Origin of the sequence: uncultured Cardiobacterium sp. (assembly GCF_938028825.1) — a bacterium.
Lineage (GTDB): Bacteria > Pseudomonadota > Gammaproteobacteria > Cardiobacteriales > Cardiobacteriaceae > Cardiobacterium.
Window position 1 is genome coordinate 72,395 of sequence record NZ_CALIZP010000033.1, and the last position, 15,767, is coordinate 88,161.

The following is a 15,767-nucleotide window of genomic DNA, read 5'->3' on the forward strand; positions in this document are numbered from 1 at the left end:
GGCCTCGCGCAAAAAGGCGGCATTATAAAGACTCGCCCGCCGCCGCGACCAGCAGCGCGCGGTGCGGTTCCAGGTCATAACCGCAAGCGGCGGCACGGGCGACGAGTTCATCGACCGGTGTTCCTGCCGCCGCCGCGCCCAGCGCCCAGGCGAGCGTGCTGCGCATCCCGCTCTTGCAGAACATCAGCGTCGGTTCACCGCTTGCGAGCGCTTCATGCGTCGCCGCAATCACCTCCGGCGGGAACAGCCCGCCCTTCACCGGCAGATGCAGCGTGTGAATGCCCTCGGCGGCGGCAGCGGCGGCGATGGCGGCAAACGCGGGCTGCGTCGCGCCTTCGCCATCGGGACGGTGGCAGATGATTTGCGTGATGCCACGGGCGCGCAGGAGGGGCAACTCGTCGGGCTGGATTTGCCCGCTGACGTAAAGATTATGAAGCAGATGTTGCATGGGATTTTCCGGATAACGTGAAGGAAGCGGGATGATAACGCCTTGCCCGGCGGCTGTCAGGCGGACGGCCTGCCGCATCTGTGACCGTCGCACAGACAGGCCAGCGCCGCCAGATAAAAAACCAGCTGGGCGAGATTGAACGTCGCGCCGCCGATCATTGCTGCAGCGGTGGAGGACGGGAAAAGGCGACAAGTGGCGGCGATCAGGATGTCGACCGGCACGGGGGTGAGACAGGCCGACGTGCGCGGCAGGGCGCTTTGTCCGGCGGCGACGGCGAAAAGCAGCAGCAGATAGCCGAGCGCGCTGAGGCCGACGAAACCCGCCCAATGAATAACCAGGACGCGGTAAAAATCGCCATACAGCGCGATGAAGAGGCTTTTGTCGGCGGACGGATCGGCGACAAGCGCCTGCGCACTGCGGCCAAGAAAATAAAACCCCGCATGACCGAGCGGCGACAGGGCGACGCCGCAGGCGAGCAGGGCAAAGCAAATGCGGGCGCAGCGGGACGGACGCAGCAAGCGGTACACCCCGCAGGCGGCGGCGAAATAGAAAATGACGCTGAACGTGGCGGGCAACACGCCCCACAGCAAGCGCTGCGGCGAAGCGCCGAGCATCAGCGCCGCGAGATCGGCATCGCCCGGCATCGCGTCATCCAGCGCGGCAAGCAGCGGATAATCCGCCGCCTGCGGCACAAATCCGACCAGCAGCATATCGGCAAGCGCCCAGCAGCAGGCGGCAAAAACGCCGCAGAGAAGCAAAGAGCGGGTATCATGGGTCTCTCCAAGAGCGGCACAGCCGCTTGATGATGAAGCAGATATTGCATGGGATTTCCCTGATGGCGCAGAGGAGGCAGGATGATAGCGCGCCGCCCGGAGGCCGTCGAATGATGGGCGCAAGTGATGGGGAAAAGGCGGTGGCGGCGCTTGCCCATTCATGAATGCCGTTCATAGGCCTTAACGCCGCCGCCCCGTTTATCCACTGCCGATGCCGCCCTACAATGCACCATGTCGGCGCAATCCCGCGCCGCGTAACCAAGGAATATTTATGAACGAACTACTGGAAAAACAGGCGCTGAAAGCACTGGTTGACACCTTCTCCAACCTCGCCGACGAAAAGAAAGTGGCCGAACAAGGGCCGCTCTTCACCGCTGATGCCCATGTAACCACCTACATCGGCGGCACCCTTTTGCCGACATGACCAGCCGCGCGGAAATCGTCCGGGTCTTCACCGACTTCCTCGCCAACTTCAAAAGCGTCTATCACCTGAACGGCCAGTTCACCGTCACCCGTCTCGATGACACCAGCGCGGACGCCATCAACTACTGCCATGTCGTCCTCACCGAAGAAAAAGACGGGCAGACGCTTATCCACAACCACTACGTCCGCTACAACGACAGCTACATCAAAGAAAACGGCCACTGGCTCATCAAACGCCGCATCGCCAACTTCATGATCAGCGACAGCCGCCCGCAACAATGAGGAACCCCATGACCCGTCCCTGCTTGCTACCGCCCTTGCCCTTATCCTTACCGCCGCGCACGCCGCCCCGCTCACCATCGACAAACAGGGCAGCTTCACCATCGGCGGCAGCTATGTAACCCACGACGGCACCTTCAAACCGGAAAACTTCACCTCGCCCGATGGCCAGCGCGCCTATGGCGACTTCGCCTACGTCAAATACCAGACACCGGTCAATGCCAAAAAAATCCCGCTCATCTTCCAGCACGGCGGCGCACAATCCTCGCGCACCTGGGAAAGCACGGTGGATGGTCGCGAAGGCTTCGACACCCTCTTCCTGCGCAAAGGTTACAGCGTTTACCTGCTCGACCAGCCGAGAAGCGGCAAGTCCAACCTCTCCACCGCCGCCGTCACGCCGGACACCCCGTGGGCGAGCAACCCGATGTACGGCGACAAAACCCTGTGGATACTCTCGCGCATGGGGCATTACGACGACAAGGGCAACCCCGTCGCCAACGCGCAATTCCCGGCGGGCGAAGACGCCTACACCGCCTTCCAGCAAAGCTGGACCATCGGCAGCGGCCCGCTCGATAACGACCTGAACGCCGCAGTCCTCGCCCAACTCGCCGACAAAACCGGCGGCGCGGTGCTGATTACTCACTCGATGGGCGGCACCATCGGCTGGCGCGCCGCCATCAAAAGCGACAACGTGAAAGGCATCGTCGCCTGGGAACCGGGCGGCACGCCCTTCCTCTTTCCGGAAAACGACATGCCGCACATCACCCAGGCCCGTTTCCCCGCGCTCTCCGCCTCCGCCCTCGCCGTGCCGGCAGCCGACTTCAAAAAACTGACACAAATCCCCATCGTCCTCTACTACGGCGACTACATCAAAGTCGGCTCGGAAAACGTCGGCGAAGACAAATGGGGCACAGAACTGGCGATGGCGAAACAGTTCGTCGATACCATCAACCGCCACGGCGGCAAAGCCGAACTCGTCCACCTGCCGGAACGCGGCATCACAGGCAACTCGCATTTCCTGATGGGCGAAAAAAACAACGCGCAACTGGCCGAGCTCATGGCCGACCGGCTGAAAGAAAAAGAATTGGACTAGGGGCTGTTGACATTCGACTTGCGCAGCGGATTTTTGCGGCAAAAACGGCAGATACAGGCAAAAAGCGCAGTCAGGTTGGACACCTCGCGCGCCTTTTCAATGCAGCAGATGCCGGATTCCGGCGAAAAACTGCCGCAATGTTGCGTGTCAACAGACCCTAACCAAGAGCAAAAACCATCTGCCGCAACGGTTTTAGTTCTTGGGAGGGCATGAGACGACGTTGCGGCAACGTCTCCATCCCAAACTGTCAGCCTGCCCCCCCTGCCAGGCGGCGTAAATTCCGGATCTGCCAAGCGGGGTAACTACGCCGTTTCTTGTTTTGAGGCGTTGCAGGCAACGCCTCCACGTTTTCCATGCTGCCGTAGTCAAACCCGCCAAGCAGCGTAGATACTGGGCTCGCCAAGCGGGATGGTTGCGGGATTTTGTCGCTGCGGGGTTTGTTTTTGGCGGGCTAAAGCCCGCCCTATGTTCGTCCTGCGCTTGTTTCAGTAATGCCGCTGCATCGGCGGGTGGTTCAGCAGGGTGTTCAGGTGCTGCATTTGTTCGTGGCCGATGCGGTAGTGCGCGGGCAGGTGCAGGCTGCCTTTGGCGTTGATGTCGTTCGCGTGCAGGGTGATGCTGATGCGCACGCCCTGTTTGTCGGCAAGCGGGTCAAGCGCGATTTTGAGTTGTTGCCAGGTGTCGCGGTTGACGTCGGCGGCGTTCAGGTGGATGTCGAGTTTTTGCAGCAGGCTGTAGCGCGCTTCGTAGTAGTCGTAGATGGCGTCGGCGTTGATGCGCCATTCTTCTTTGTAGGGGTTGTAGTCGGCTTTGCCCCGGATGATGAGGATGTTGTCGTTTTGGCAGAGCTCGCGGTATTTTTCTGCGGCTTCGCCGAAGACGCCGATTTCCTGCCGTCCGCTGCGGTCATCCAGGGTGATGAACGCCATCGGGCTGCCGTTTTTTTTGCTGGTCATATGTCGTGCTTCGATGACGACGCCGCTGAGCAGGACTTCGATGGCGTCACCCCGTCGTGTCGGGCGTTGCCAGTTTTCCATGTTTTCTTGCAGGTCGGCGATGGTTTTGCCCCGGCTGATTTGCAGCAGGGTGTCGCGCGCTTCGTCAATGGGGTGGGCGCTGAGGTAGAGGCCGAGGGTTTGTTTTTCGGCGGTGAGGGTGTCGCGCAGTTCCCAGCGTTCGGCGGGGTTGAGGATGAGGCCGGGCGGGGTGTCGTCGCTGCCGAAGAGGCCGAACATGTCGCCCTGGCCCTGGTCGCGGTTGCGGTGGTGTTGTTCGGCGAGGCGGATGGCTTGTTCGACGGCGGCAAAGAGCGCGCCCCGGTTGGGTTCGATGTTGTCGAAGGCGCCGGCGCAGATGAGGGTTTCGAGGGTTTTGCGGTTGAGTTTTTTGAGGTCGAGGCGGCGGCAGAGATCTTCGAGCGAGGTGTAGTCGCCGTGTTTTTCGCGTTCTTCGAGGAGGATGTGGATGGCGGCTTCGCCCACGCCTTTGACGCCGCCGAGGCCGTAGATGATTTCGCCTTTGTCGCTGACGGTGAAGGCGTATTGGGAGCGGTTGATACAGGGCGGGATGACGGTGAGGCCCATGTCGCGCGCTTCGTTGGTGAAGCGCACGATTTTGTCGATTTTTTCGATTTCGGAGGTGAGCACGGCTGCCATGAGTTCGGCGGGGTAGTGCGCTTTGAGCCAGGCGGTCTGGTAGGAAAGCAGGGCGTAGGCGGCGCTGTGTGATTTGTTGAAGCCGTATTCGGCGAATTTGGCCATGAGGTCGAAGATGTCGGTCGCCTGTTTTTCCGGCACGCCGCGTTCGACGGCGCGGCTGACGAAGATGTTTTTGTTGCGCGCCATTTCTTCGGCTTTCTTTTTGCCCATCGCGCGGCGCAGGTTGTCCGCTTCGCCGAGGCTGTAGTTGGCGAGTTTTTGCGCGACTTGCATGACTTGTTCTTGGTAAACCATCACGCCGTAGGTGGTTTTCAGGATGTTTTCGAGGTCGGGATGCGGGTATTCGACTTCGGCGAGGCCGTGTTTGCGGTTGATGAAGTCGTCCACCATGCCGGAGCCGAGCGGGCCGGGGCGGAAGAGGGCGACGAGGGCGATGATGTCTTCGAAGGTGTCGGGTTTGAGTTTGCGGATGAGTTCTTTCATGCCGCTGGATTCGAGCTGGAAGACGGCGGTGGTGTGGGTCGATTGCAGCAGTTTGTAGGTAGCGGGGTCGTCCAGCGGCAGGGTGCTGATGTCCAGCGGCGGCTCGCCTTCGCGGGCGCGGCGGCGGTTGATGTGATCAAGCGCCCAGTCGATAACGGTGAGGGTGCGTAGGCCGAGGAAGTCGAATTTGACGAGGCCGACGGCTTCGATGTCGTCTTTGTCGAATTGGGTGGCAATCGCCGCCCCCGCGCTTTCGCTGTAGAGCGCCGAGAAGTCGGTGAGTTTGGTTGGGGCGATGACGACGCCGCCCGCGTGTTTGCCGACGTTGCGCGTCAGGCCTTCGAGGGCGAGGCTGATGTCGATGATTTCGCGCATGTCTTCGTCTGTATTGTAGATGTCCTGCATGGCGTCTGAGCGCAGTTCGGGTTTGTCTTTGCTTTTCGCGCTCTGGCCCAGGGCATCGGGCAGGGTAACGCCGAGGACGGGCGGGACGGTGGCGACGAGGCGGTCCACGGTGGGATAGGGGATGCCGAGGACGCGCCCCACGTCGCGCAGCACGGCTTTGGCGGCCATGGTGCCGTGGGTGGCGATTTGCGAGACGCGCTGTGCACCGTATTTTTTCGAGACGTATTCGATGACTTCGTCGCGGCGCTCCATGCAGAAGTCCACGTCGAAATCGGGCATGGAGACGCGTTCGGGGTTCAGGAAGCGCTCGAAGAAGAGGTCGTAGGCGAGCGGGTCGAGATCGGTGATTTTCAGGGCGTAGGCGACAAGGGAGCCCGCGCCGGAGCCGCGCCCCGGGCCGACGGGGATGTGCTGGTCTTTCGCCCACTGAATGAAGTCGGCGACGATGAGGAAGTAGCCAGGGAAGCCCATCTGGTTGATGACGCCGAGTTCGATGTCGAGGCGGGCATCGTAGGGCGGACGTTTTTCCGCGCGGGTGGCGGGGTCGGGGAAGAGGGTCGCAAGGCGCGCTTCAAGGCCGCTTTTCGCCTGCTCAATCAGATAGGTTTCGATGGCGACGCCTTCCGGCAGCGGGAAGTCGGGCAGGTAGTTTTTGCCGAGGGTGAGTTCGAGGTTGCATCTTTCGGCGATGACGCGGCTGTTGGCGAGGAGTTCCGGGGCGTCATGAAAGCGTTCCGCCATTTCTTCGTTGGTGGCCAAGTGGTTGCGGCGGTTGTAGTCATGCGGGCGTTTGCCGTCGCTGCGCTGCCAGCCGCCGCTGATGCAGACGCGGATGTCGTGGTTGTCGTAGTCGTCGGCATTCACGAAGCAGGCAAGGTTGGTCGCGACCGCCGCGAGACCGAGTTTGCCCGCCAGCGTTTGGCAGAGTTCTTCGTATTCCGCCTCGCCCGCTTCGCCGTGGCGGGCGATTTGCAGGTAGTAGCGGTCGGGGAAGATGCGTTGCCAGTGTGCGGCGCGGGCTTCGGCAGCGGCGGGATCGTTGCGGCGCAGGAAGCGGGCAAGATCGCCGGAAAGGCCGCCGGAAAGCGCGATGAGGCCGCCGCATTGTTCGGCGGTGAGGCGGTCGATGTGCACGGCGATACCCTGCGCATCCTGGTCGTACTGGTAGGCGGCGCTGACGAGTTCGCAGAGGTGGATAAAGCCCGCGTGATCCTGCGCGAGAAGGACGAGCTGGTTGTCGCTGCCGTCGGCATCCCGAATGGTGAGGTCGCAGCCGATGACGGGCTTGATGCCCGCCGCCCGCGCTTTTTTGTAGAGTTTGAGCGCGCCGTAGAGGTTGTTGCGGTCGGTGAGCGCGATGGCTTCCGCCCCCTGCGCTTTGGCGAAAGCGACGATGTCTTCGATGCGCAGGATGCTGTCAGTGAGGGAGTATTCGCTGTGGTTGTGCAGGGCGGTGTAGGTCATGAGTATCGCGTGATCGTAATGAATGGAAAAGGCGCGGTTATCCCGCTTGGCGGCAAGGCCAGGTTTTATCCCGCTTGGAGGGGTTTTAGGGGTTCAAGGCTGCCAGACGCTGCAGGCAGGTGTTATCGCCGTAGTACAGCCCCGTCTGCACGCCGCTCGTGACGGCCTGAAACAGCAGCCGGACAGGTTCGCTCCAGGCGGCCGCGTCGGCGGCATCGTAGTAATACAGGGGTTTATTGATCGTGATCCACGGGCGTTCGCTTTCAATATCGGCACACAGGTCAGGCAATAATGCTTCCCGTCGGGTTTCCGCGCATTGCCGCTCGAAACCTTGCAGATAACCGATATCCAGCGCGGCTATTTTTTCGTACACCACGCGGTTTTGCGCCAGAAGGCGGGCTTTGAGCCCTTCATCGGCATAGTCAAAGGGGTAAAGCGCGTCGGATTCGCCGGGATCGGGTGGCGGCGCGGTGCTGTCGCGCAGGTAGGCATAAAGGCTGAAATCACTACCCAGCCCGTCCTGCCATGTGTATTTCCCGGCTTTTATAAACAAGTAAAGAGTCTGCCCGGCCAGCGGTTGCTGCCAGCAGGGGATGGTCCTTTTGCTCTTGGCGAAGCCAAGCGCCCGCATGGCCGGTTGTAGCGGCGCGCTGATGTGTTTGTAGAATTCGGTGGTTTTCATGGCGGGGTTTCATCCGGGACAGGGTCATGCGCACCACGCCTGCACGGCGGGCAGGGCAAGGATGCGGGCGAGGTAATCCCGCGCGGCGGGGGCAAGGCGGCCGGCAAGGCCGTAATGATGGAGACGCAGCACCACCGGCACGTAGAAGGCGTCGGGCACGGTAAAGCGCCCGCCCGCGAGATAGTCGCCGCCGAAACGGCCCAGTCCTTCCGTCCACAGCGTATTGAGGCGGTCAAGGTCGGCGGCAAGTGCCGCATCGGGGGCGGTGATGGGCGCGGCGGGGCGCACGGTGAAGCCGCATTGGCTGCGCAATGCGGTAAATCCGGCGTGCATTTCCGCGCTCGCCGCATAGGCCCAGGCGCGGGCGGCGCGGTCGTCTGGCCACAGCTGCGGGTAACGCTCGCCGAGGTAGAGACAGATGGCGAGGCTGTCCCAGATGACCAGCTCGCCGTCATGCAGCACGGGCACCTGCGCCGTCGGCGAAAAGGCGCGCCAGAGGCGGCGCTGCGTGGTGCGGTCGGGCAGGAAGGCGTGCACTTCTTCCGCAAAGGGGATGTCCGCCATTTTCAGCAGAATCCACGGACGCAGGGACCAAGATGAAATGTGCTTGTCGCCGATGTGTAGCAGCATGGTTGGGGCTCCTTGTCTGGATGAGATGGAAGGCGGGCATGATACGCGTCCGAAACGCCGCCTGCACAGGGCGCCCTGATATGTTACACTGAATGTCCGAAAAATATTGTCCATCTATCAGAGGGTTACCTTATGAATGAAAAACAGATCCGTATTTTGGCCACTATCGCCACCATCGCTTCCATCTGTATGTACACATCCTATATCTTTCAAATTCAAGCCAACCTGGCCGGCCACAAGGGTAACCCAATCCAGCCGCTTTGCGCCGCCATCAACTGCACCTTGTGGGTGGTGTATGGCCTTTTCAAAAAACAACGCGACTGGCCGATTGCGATTGCCAACTCACCCGGGGTGGTGCTGGGGCTCATCACCTGCGTCACCAGCCTGTGATGCCGCCCGGATGGAGAAAAACCCCGCATTAAGCGGGGTTTTTTGTTGTTGCGCGATACGCTCAGAAGGGCATCGGCATACCATTCAGGGTGATTTTACCGTTGTTGTTTTCGAGTTTGACGCGGTATTCGTCATCGGCGCGCGTGATAAACATCGCGCCCCGGCTTTCGATCAGCGGGGTTAGGCCGGTTTTATCGGCGAGGTTTTTGCTGATGTGGGCGTCGATGTTGAGGTCGAGGTTTTCTTTGAGCAGGTTTTGCAGAGTGGCCGGGTTGGCGTCGTTCAGGGCACTCTGCCAGGTTTCCTGGGCGACGCTGCTGTCTTTGCGGATGCCGAAGGCTGCCGTCACGCCCGCGTTGCCGCTGTCGGTTTCGACTCTGAGCTCGGCGTTGAAGCGGGTTTTGTCGCGGATGAGGTCGGCAAGTGCCAGGTCGAATTTGTCTTTTGCGGCGGGCGGGATGTCGGTGCTGCCTGGTTGTGTCTGCGCGCTGATGAGCTGCATGGCTTCGCTGAGGCTGGCATTGGCACGGGCGCTGATGTCGCTCACGGACACGTTCAGGCGCAGGTTTTGCGGGGCAACGGGCAGTTGCGGGATGTTTCGTTGCAGTGAGGCACCGTCGAGTTTGAGGGTGAGGCCGAAGGCGCTGTTGTAATTGCCGCCTGCGGTTTTGTTGTTGTCGATATCAAGGTTGATGTCGCCGAGTTTGGTGGTTTGCCCGTTTTGGGTGTAGCGGATGTTGGCGATGTTGATGCCGCCTTTGCCGAGGTAGGCACCGAGGGCTTTATCAAAGGCGATTCCGCTGCCGCTGCCCTTGATGCCTTCGATTTCAAGGCTGCCCAGGCCGACACCGCTGGTGTTTTCGATTTTGATGGGCTCGATGTTGAGATAAGCGCTGCCGTCGGCTTTGTTGCCCCAGTCGCCTTTGATGGCGGTGAAGGTGGTGGTGCTGCCTTTGCCGTCTTTGCCGCTGTCGGTGATGGTCAGCGGTTCGATGGTGAGGCGGTAGTCGCTGATGTCCGGGGTTTTTTCGTTGTAGCGTTGCTCGTATTGCCCGCCTTTGAAATCAATGCTGCTGCCGTCTTTCTGAGTCTGGAAGGGGGTGAAGCCGAAGGTGCTGTGGACGTTGTCGTCGGCAAGCAGATCGTTACGCATTTGCAGGTGGTTTGCCATGACAGGGATCAAGTTGTCGTCTGCCGGTCGCCACGGGACAAAGGCTTTGATGGCTTGGGCAAAGGCTTCCTGCGGGGCGAAACGGGTTTCAACACGGGCGATGATGCCCTGGTCGCGCAGGCTCTGGTCGTAGGTGATGGTGTCGGTGATGGTCAGGGTGACAGGTTCACCGTTATCTGCCGGCAGGGTCAGGTTGCCGGTCGAGACAGCGCCGCTGCCTTCGCGGCGGTATTCGCCGTCCAGGGCTTCGCTGTTCTTTTTGTAGCGCGCCTCGGCTTCGTCCGCCATTTGTTCGGCGGAGACGGCGGCGAGTTTGACCGGTTCGCTTTTTTTCTCCACCGGTTTGTCGTCCGAGCAGGAGGCGAGCAGGGCGGCCGCAATGGCGGCGGCAAGCAGGTGTTTGTGTTGCATGGTTGGTTTTCCTTGGTTTGCGGGTTGGGTTATATGAGCGGCATGTCGTGCGGGTCGCCGTTCGGGCGGTAGGTATTGTACAGCCAATACCAGATGTCGCCCCGACGGTGGTAGAGCAGCGCGAGGAGTTCGGTGAAGTTGCGGGCGATGGCCGGGGTGGCGCTGTCGTCGTTGTTGTAGCATTCGCCGTGGCGCGCTTCGGTGAGGTCGATGCTGATGTAGCGGCCTTGCTCGGCGCGGGCGATGAGGTACCAGTGGCGGCGGATGTCGCCGATGGCGTCCGCCCATTCTTCCGGGTAGAGGTTGCGGTTGGTGGGGAGGAATTCCCGCCTGCCGACGATTTCGATGCGCCGCTCGGGGTCGTCCTTATAAAGGAGCATACCGTCGGTTGCGGCGTAGAAGCGGGCGAGATCCAGCGGCAGTTCGGCAGGCAGCGGGATGTCCGCCTCGGCGGGATAGACGGCGCAGTGCGGGTCGGCCCTGATTTCGTTGATGAGGTCGTGGATGTCCATGCGCGGCTTCGGTTATCGGCGGCAGTCGTTGCCTTCCCAGCCCCATTTTTCGATGTCGCCCTGTTTGCTGACGGTGAAGCGGGTGCGGCATTCGAGATAGCGGCTGTCGCCGGGGCTTTCTTCGGGGATGAAGATGGTGCTGCTGTCCTGATAGACGCCCGCCGGGCTGCCGTCGGCGTTGTAGGCCTGCCCCTGGTGGTAGATGGTGTGCGGGCGGTACCAGGTGAAGCCGGGCGAGTAGATGACGCGCTGGCGCAGGTATTCGACGACTTTGCGCCCGTCTTGCAGGGTGTAGCTGCTTTGCGGCGGCCCCCAGGCGAGGACGAGGTCGTCAAGCGGGCGGCCGACCCATTGTTGCAGGGCGGCTTCGTAGTTGGCGGTGGTGGTGCAACCGCCGAGCAGCAGGGCGGCAATCAGGGCTTTTTTCATGGTTCCTCCGGCGTGCGGATAGCGTTGTTGCAAAAATCGGGACAAGGTGGCGGGGCGAAGAGTGTATGGGTGAGGCAGGCTTTTCGTGCAGGAACGGTTTATATAGTCTTTTCAAACAGGAAGGAAACAAGGCGGCGCGCCGCAGACAGTACAGATAGTACGGCGCGGGTCCCATAAAAATCGCACAGCGATTTTTATGGGTGCCCGGTCAGGCGCGCCAACACCGTATCATTTCTGTTTGAAACGACTATAAAATTTTCCCGCCGGGCAGGCGGGAAACGGTTAACGGCTCCTAGAACAGCGGTTCGTTGAAGTCGAAGGTGAATTTTTCCATCGACGGCACGATACCGTCGCCCTGGATGTACTGGATGTCGTGCGGCCAGACGCGCGAGAGCTGCGCCGGCGATTCCATGTGATCGGCAATGATCATGGCATGGTTCGCCTCCGCGTATGCCTTGATTTCTTTCATGAAGTCTTCCTCTTCTTTGTCCTCGAAGGTGTCGATTTCGCGCATGTCGAGCTTGATGACTTCCGGTTTGACCCGTTCCAGCATTTCGCGCACGTTGCTATCGAGGCGGCCGATGTCGGTCAGGGCGAAGCGGCTGCCCTGCGGGCGCATTTTATCGATGAGGTGCATGGCGCCAGTGAAGCCGCCGGCGAGATTGTCGAGGCGCAGTTCGAAGACAATCTGGCCCGGGGTGATGCCGGTGGCGCGCAGCTGGCTGTCGATCCAGTCGGGGAAGCTGTCATCAAGCAGGGTATCGGTACTGAGCGAGATGAAGCATTGCAGGGCGCGCTGGTCGCCGTTGTAAGAGAGGATGTCCTGCAACATGGTGTTGATTTTGATGCGGTCGAACTGCCGTGCCAGACCGAAGCGTTCGGCGACCTGGATCAGTTTGTCCGTTTCCATGATTTCGGCGTTGCCGCTTTCGCTTTCGTCCTGCAAGATTTGCAGGCGGTCGGCATAGCGCGGCACGCCATCGACTTCCAGCGCGCTGATCGGCTGGTAGAGGACGCGCAGGCGCTGTTCGTCGAGGATGCTCTGGATGGCGTTGACACGGCGCTCGTCCTTGCGCGAGATGTCGCCGCTCATCGGCTCGGCGACACGGTCGCTGCCCTGGCTTGAAGCAAGGCCGCGCACGGCGCGGAAGCTTCTGCTGACGAGGTCGTCCCAAGTGCTTTCGGTAGTGATTTCGTTGATGCCGGCGAAGACTTTCGGGTGCACGAGGCGGCCGATGTTTTCCGGCACCACTTCATCGAGGTGTGCGATCAGGCCGTTCATCCGCTTGATGGTTTCTTCCTTGTTGCCGGTCAGCCACAGGGCGAGGCTGTCGTCGGTGAAGCGGACGATTTCCGTGCTCGGCGGCAACAGGCGCTTGCTGTTTTCCACGACGGAAGCGATGAGGATTTCCGCCGCCTTGTAGCCGTCGCGCTGCCAGGTCTCGCGGTAGTTTTCCACCCAGGCGTAAATCCAGTAGCCGAGTACCGCTTTCGCCTCGCTGCGCTCCTGGGTTTGCTTGATGGAAGCGGCGAGGACGCGCGGGCCCGCGAGGCCGGTGGTCGGGTCGATGCCGGTGCCGGCGCTGCCGCCGCCCGCATCCGCACTGCGCAAATACATTTGCAGGGCGGATTCGCCGTTGATGATGATGCCGGAAACGCTGACGTTTACATCCACTTTGCCGCCTTCGATGGTCTGTAATTCGAAGCGTTCGCTCGGCACGACTTCTTTTTCCGTCGCTTTTTTCAGCAGCAATTTCAGCCCTTTTTCGCTCTTGTGCGGCACGAAGCTCATCAGGGTCAGTTCGTCCAGCGCGGCACGGTTTTTAACACCGAAGGTGCGCAAAAAGGCGGGGTTGGCGTCGATAAAAAGGCCGTCCTGCACATAGGCGACCGGATCGGGCAGGTCGTGATAGATGCGTTCATAGCGCTCGGCGACGGCTTTGGCGTCTCTTTCGACGTTATGCAGGACCTGCTCGAAGCGGGCGGCGCGCATGATTTGCTGCACGTGTTTGACCGCGCTCAACAGATCGCGGCGGGCGCAGGCAAATTCCGCCCCCTGCTTGATCCATTGATCCAGCCCTTCCGGTTTGCTGTCGATGACGATGACCGGCACCGGCGGCTGCATTTTTTCCCGCACGAAGGGGCGGAGTTTGTCCATCGACGGCAGACCGTCCTGCACCGCCAGTACCACCAGATCGGGGCGGCTTTCCAGCATGCGCGATTCCGCCGCTTCCAGCGATTCCGCGCGGCGTTCGTTCAGGAGGTAAAAACGCTGCACGCCTTTGCCAAATGCCAGCATCCATTCCATATCCCTGCTGATCATCAGGATCGAACAGGATTCTTTTGCCGTTTCTTCTGCTTCTGCCATGACGGGCTTTCCTTTTTGAGAGTTTCGTAGTTGAGAAGCGCCGCATTATAGCGGCGCGCCTTGCCAAAGGTTAATAAATGCGGCGGCTGCGGATGGTGCCGCTCACGCTTTGCAACTGTTCCAGCGCGACTTCGGAATCGCCGTGCGCCACGTCCATCACCAGATAACCAAGCGTGTCTTTGGTGGAAAGCGTCTGCGCGGTGATGTTGATGTCATGCTCGGCGAAGAGGCGGTTGACGGCAGACAGCACCCCCGGCCGGTTCTCGTGAATATGCAGCAGGCGGTGCGTATCCTCGCGCAAGGGCAGCGACACTTCGGGGAAATTCACCGCGCCGACCGTCGCCCCGCTGTTCAGGTATTGCACAAAACGTCCCGCCACTTCCAGGCCGATATTGGCCTGCGCCTCGACTGTCGAACCACCGATATGCGGGGTGAGGATGGCATTCTTGATGCCGCGCAGCGGCGATTCCAGCGCCTCACTGGCGGATTTCGGCTCGACCGGGAATACGTCCAGCGCCGCTCCGGCAAGATGCCCGCTCTGCAAGGCTTCGGCGAGGTCGTCAACCGCCACACAGCGGCCGCGCGAGACGTTGATCAGCATCGCGCCTTCCTTCATCAGATACAGCTCGCGCGCGCTGATGAAATTGCGGGTTGCCGGGGTTTCCGGCACGTGCAGGCTGACAATATCCGCCTGCGCCAGCAGCGCATCCAGCGACGGTGCCGCTTCGGCATTGCCCAGCGGCAGACGCGGGCGGAAATCGTAGAACAGCACCCGCATCCCCAGGCTTTCCGCCAGCACCGACAACTGCGCGCCGATATTGCCGTAGCCGACGATGCCGAGCGTCTTGCCGCGCGCCTCGTTGCCTTTGGCATCCTTCGGCCAGCGCCCCTCGTGCACCCCCTGATTGCGCCAGGTCAGGCCGCGCAGCAGGCAGAGAATATCGGCAATGACCAGTTCGGCGACCGAGCGCGTGTTGGAATAAGGCGCGTTGAACACCGGTATCCCCAGTGTTTGCGCGCTATCGAGCGCCACCTGATTGGTGCCGATGCAAAAACAGCCGATGGCTTGCAGGTGCGGCGCGGCCTGCAACACCGCATCGCTCAACTGCGTGCGCGAGCGGATGCCGACGACATCGGCGCGTTGCAGGGCGTCTGCCAGCGCCGCGCCTTCGAGCGCGCCCGGCAATAATTCCACGCGGGCAAACCCCGCCTGTTTCAGGGTGGTGACGGCGTTTGGGTGGATGCCTTCCAGCAGCAGGAAGTGGGTATCGTGGTGGGACATGATTTTTATCCGTTCGTTAATGATGGACGGATTATAGACCCTCGCCATCACGCGTGCAGCGCCGCACGCCTTATTGCCGCAAGGGAAGACGGCACGGGAAAACTACGGCACGGGTGTGCGCGGCAGGATGAAGCTCGCCATCCGCCCCGCTTGTGTGCCGTTGCGGCGGTGCGAGAAAAAGCGCGGGTCAGCATAGGAACACAGGCCGCAGTCGGTTATCTGCGCGGTGGGCAGGCCAGCGTCTTGCAGTTGCAAGCGGGCAATGGCCGGTAAATCAGCGAGCCAGTGGCCGGGGCGGTTGGCGCGGAAGGCGGCAGCAAAGCGCGCATCCAGCGTGGCAAAACGCTGGAAAAACGGTTCGTCCACTTCGTAGTTATCCTGACGGATGCACGGCCCTATCCAGGCAAAGAGGTGCGCAGGCGGCACGTTCATCGCCGCAATCGTCGCCGCGAGAATGCCTTTGTGTAGCCCCGGCCAACCGGCGTGTACCGCCGCCCAGACGGTCGCCGCTTCATCGGCCAGCAACACCGGCAGGCAGTCCGCCGTCATCACCACCGGCACGTCGCGCGCCGTGTGGCTAATCAGCGCGTCGCCCTCGCAGCCCGCCTGATAATCCGCCGCCCGCCACACCGTGGCGCTGTGTACCTGACTCAGCCACAAAGGGCGAGCGTCCGGCGGCAGATGCGTGGTAAACAGCGTCCGCGCGGCAGCGACGCGTTCCGGCGTATCGGCAACGTGCCGCGCGAGATTGAAACCTTCGCTGACCAGCGGCGACGCCGTCAGCGTCGTGCCGGCGATGAAGCGGCCGGCCGGCGGCCAGTCCGCCGCCAGCCACGGCTTTCCGTCAAGAAAAAGCGCTTGCATAG

At 61.4% G+C, this 15,767-nt stretch carries 15 protein-coding genes; 4 read left to right on the top strand and 11 right to left on the bottom strand.

Translation table 11 applies throughout. The annotated features are described in order from the left end of the window. Positions 1-22 precede the first annotated feature (22 nt). Both Q0562_RS05495 and Q0562_RS05500 read right to left on the bottom strand, forming a co-directional pair. The gene (locus Q0562_RS05495) at positions 23-448 is read right to left on the bottom strand and encodes a TIGR01244 family sulfur transferase (RefSeq protein WP_298642160.1); all 426 of its coding nucleotides are present in this window, start codon (positions 446-448) and stop codon (positions 23-25) included. A 56-nt stretch (positions 449-504) separates the two neighbouring features. After that, positions 505-1,206, bottom strand: a complete 702-nt coding sequence (locus Q0562_RS05500) for a DUF6796 family protein (protein ID WP_298642163.1) — start codon at positions 1,204-1,206, stop codon at positions 505-507. A gap of 286 nt (positions 1,207-1,492) precedes the next feature. Here Q0562_RS05500 and Q0562_RS05505 point away from each other — a divergent pair, with 286 nt between their 5' ends. Genes Q0562_RS05505 through Q0562_RS05520 form a run of 3 tightly spaced genes read left to right on the top strand, consistent with a single transcriptional unit; the run spans position 1,493 to position 3,016 of the window. After that, positions 1,493-1,645: a hypothetical protein gene (locus tag Q0562_RS05505; RefSeq protein ID WP_298642166.1), complete on the top strand. Its 153-nt coding sequence runs from the start codon at positions 1,493-1,495 to the stop codon at positions 1,643-1,645. Next, the gene (locus Q0562_RS05510) at positions 1,642-1,926 is read left to right on the top strand and encodes a nuclear transport factor 2 family protein (protein WP_298642169.1); all 285 of its coding nucleotides are present in this window, start codon (positions 1,642-1,644) and stop codon (positions 1,924-1,926) included. Before Q0562_RS05505 ends, Q0562_RS05510 begins: the two co-directional genes overlap by 4 nt. Before the next feature lie 43 nt (positions 1,927-1,969). Continuing rightward, positions 1,970-3,016: an alpha/beta fold hydrolase gene (locus Q0562_RS05520; protein WP_366144715.1), complete on the top strand. Its 1,047-nt coding sequence runs from the start codon at positions 1,970-1,972 to the stop codon at positions 3,014-3,016. Between the two features lie 485 nt (positions 3,017-3,501). On the opposite strand, the gene dnaE is transcribed toward Q0562_RS05520, so the two are convergent. From dnaE to Q0562_RS05535, 3 genes are all read right to left on the bottom strand, one after another. After that, positions 3,502-7,026 carry a DNA polymerase III subunit alpha gene (gene dnaE / locus Q0562_RS05525; protein WP_298642175.1) on the bottom strand — a complete coding sequence of 1,175 codons (3,525 nt, stop codon included), beginning with the start codon at positions 7,024-7,026 and terminating at the stop codon, positions 3,502-3,504. Positions 7,027-7,111: 85 nt separating this feature from the next. Continuing rightward, positions 7,112-7,708: a hypothetical protein gene (locus Q0562_RS05530; RefSeq protein ID WP_298642177.1), complete on the bottom strand. Its 597-nt coding sequence runs from the start codon at positions 7,706-7,708 to the stop codon at positions 7,112-7,114. 24 nt (positions 7,709-7,732) lie between these two features. Further along, entirely contained in the window at positions 7,733-8,338 is a 606-nt protein-coding gene (locus Q0562_RS05535; RefSeq protein ID WP_298642180.1) for a glutathione S-transferase, read from the bottom strand. Positions 8,339-8,470: 132 nt separating this feature from the next. On the opposite strand from Q0562_RS05535, the gene Q0562_RS05540 reads away from it, so the two are divergent. Then, positions 8,471-8,728 carry a SemiSWEET family transporter gene (locus Q0562_RS05540; protein ID WP_298642183.1) on the top strand — a complete coding sequence of 86 codons (258 nt, stop codon included), beginning with the start codon at positions 8,471-8,473 and terminating at the stop codon, positions 8,726-8,728. A gap of 61 nt (positions 8,729-8,789) precedes the next feature. On the opposite strand, the gene Q0562_RS05545 is transcribed toward Q0562_RS05540, so the two are convergent. The 6 genes from Q0562_RS05545 to pgeF all read right to left on the bottom strand — a co-directional run bounded on the left by Q0562_RS05545 (position 8,790) and on the right by pgeF (position 15,765). After that, positions 8,790-10,310: a DUF945 family protein gene (locus Q0562_RS05545; protein WP_298642185.1), complete on the bottom strand. Its 1,521-nt coding sequence runs from the start codon at positions 10,308-10,310 to the stop codon at positions 8,790-8,792. A gap of 29 nt (positions 10,311-10,339) precedes the next feature. Continuing rightward, positions 10,340-10,822, bottom strand: coding sequence for a hypothetical protein (locus Q0562_RS05550; protein WP_298642188.1), 483 nt, complete (start codon positions 10,820-10,822; stop codon positions 10,340-10,342). 12 nt (positions 10,823-10,834) lie between these two features. After that, positions 10,835-11,251 (bottom strand): hypothetical protein, encoded by a 417-nt coding sequence (locus Q0562_RS05555; RefSeq protein ID WP_298642191.1) that lies wholly within the window; start codon positions 11,249-11,251, stop codon positions 10,835-10,837. Between the two features lie 292 nt (positions 11,252-11,543). Beyond that, positions 11,544-13,619: an EAL domain-containing protein gene (locus tag Q0562_RS05560; protein WP_298642194.1), complete on the bottom strand. Its 2,076-nt coding sequence runs from the start codon at positions 13,617-13,619 to the stop codon at positions 11,544-11,546. A gap of 70 nt (positions 13,620-13,689) precedes the next feature. Further along, positions 13,690-14,901, bottom strand: coding sequence for a phosphoglycerate dehydrogenase (gene serA, locus Q0562_RS05565; RefSeq protein WP_298642196.1), 1,212 nt, complete (start codon positions 14,899-14,901; stop codon positions 13,690-13,692). A gap of 102 nt (positions 14,902-15,003) precedes the next feature. After that, positions 15,004-15,765 (bottom strand): peptidoglycan editing factor PgeF, encoded by a 762-nt coding sequence (gene pgeF / locus Q0562_RS05570; protein WP_298642199.1) that lies wholly within the window; start codon positions 15,763-15,765, stop codon positions 15,004-15,006. Positions 15,766-15,767: the final 2 nt, after the last annotated feature.

Excerpts from the sequence above, each read along its gene's own strand:
- Q0562_RS05495 (WP_298642160.1), bottom strand. The coding sequence starts at position 448 with ATGCAACATCTGCTTCATAATCTTTACGTCAGCGGGCAAATCCAGCCC.
- Q0562_RS05505 (WP_298642166.1), top strand. The coding sequence starts at position 1,493 with ATGAACGAACTACTGGAAAAACAGGCGCTGAAAGCACTGGTTGACACC.
- Q0562_RS05510 (WP_298642169.1), top strand. The coding sequence starts at position 1,642 with ATGACCAGCCGCGCGGAAATCGTCCGGGTCTTCACCGACTTCCTCGCC.
- dnaE (WP_298642175.1), bottom strand. The coding sequence starts at position 7,026 with ATGACCTACACCGCCCTGCACAACCACAGCGAATACTCCCTCACTGAC.
- Q0562_RS05530 (WP_298642177.1), bottom strand. The coding sequence starts at position 7,708 with ATGAAAACCACCGAATTCTACAAACACATCAGCGCGCCGCTACAACCG.
- Q0562_RS05535 (WP_298642180.1), bottom strand. The coding sequence starts at position 8,338 with ATGCTGCTACACATCGGCGACAAGCACATTTCATCTTGGTCCCTGCGT.
- Q0562_RS05540 (WP_298642183.1), top strand. The coding sequence starts at position 8,471 with ATGAATGAAAAACAGATCCGTATTTTGGCCACTATCGCCACCATCGCT.
- Q0562_RS05545 (WP_298642185.1), bottom strand. The coding sequence starts at position 10,310 with ATGCAACACAAACACCTGCTTGCCGCCGCCATTGCGGCCGCCCTGCTC.
- Q0562_RS05550 (WP_298642188.1), bottom strand. The coding sequence starts at position 10,822 with ATGGACATCCACGACCTCATCAACGAAATCAGGGCCGACCCGCACTGC.
- Q0562_RS05555 (WP_298642191.1), bottom strand. The coding sequence starts at position 11,251 with ATGAAAAAAGCCCTGATTGCCGCCCTGCTGCTCGGCGGTTGCACCACC.
- Q0562_RS05560 (WP_298642194.1), bottom strand. The coding sequence starts at position 13,619 with ATGGCAGAAGCAGAAGAAACGGCAAAAGAATCCTGTTCGATCCTGATG.
- serA (WP_298642196.1), bottom strand. The coding sequence starts at position 14,901 with ATGTCCCACCACGATACCCACTTCCTGCTGCTGGAAGGCATCCACCCA.
- pgeF (WP_298642199.1), bottom strand. The coding sequence starts at position 15,765 with ATGCAAGCGCTTTTTCTTGACGGAAAGCCGTGGCTGGCGGCGGACTGG.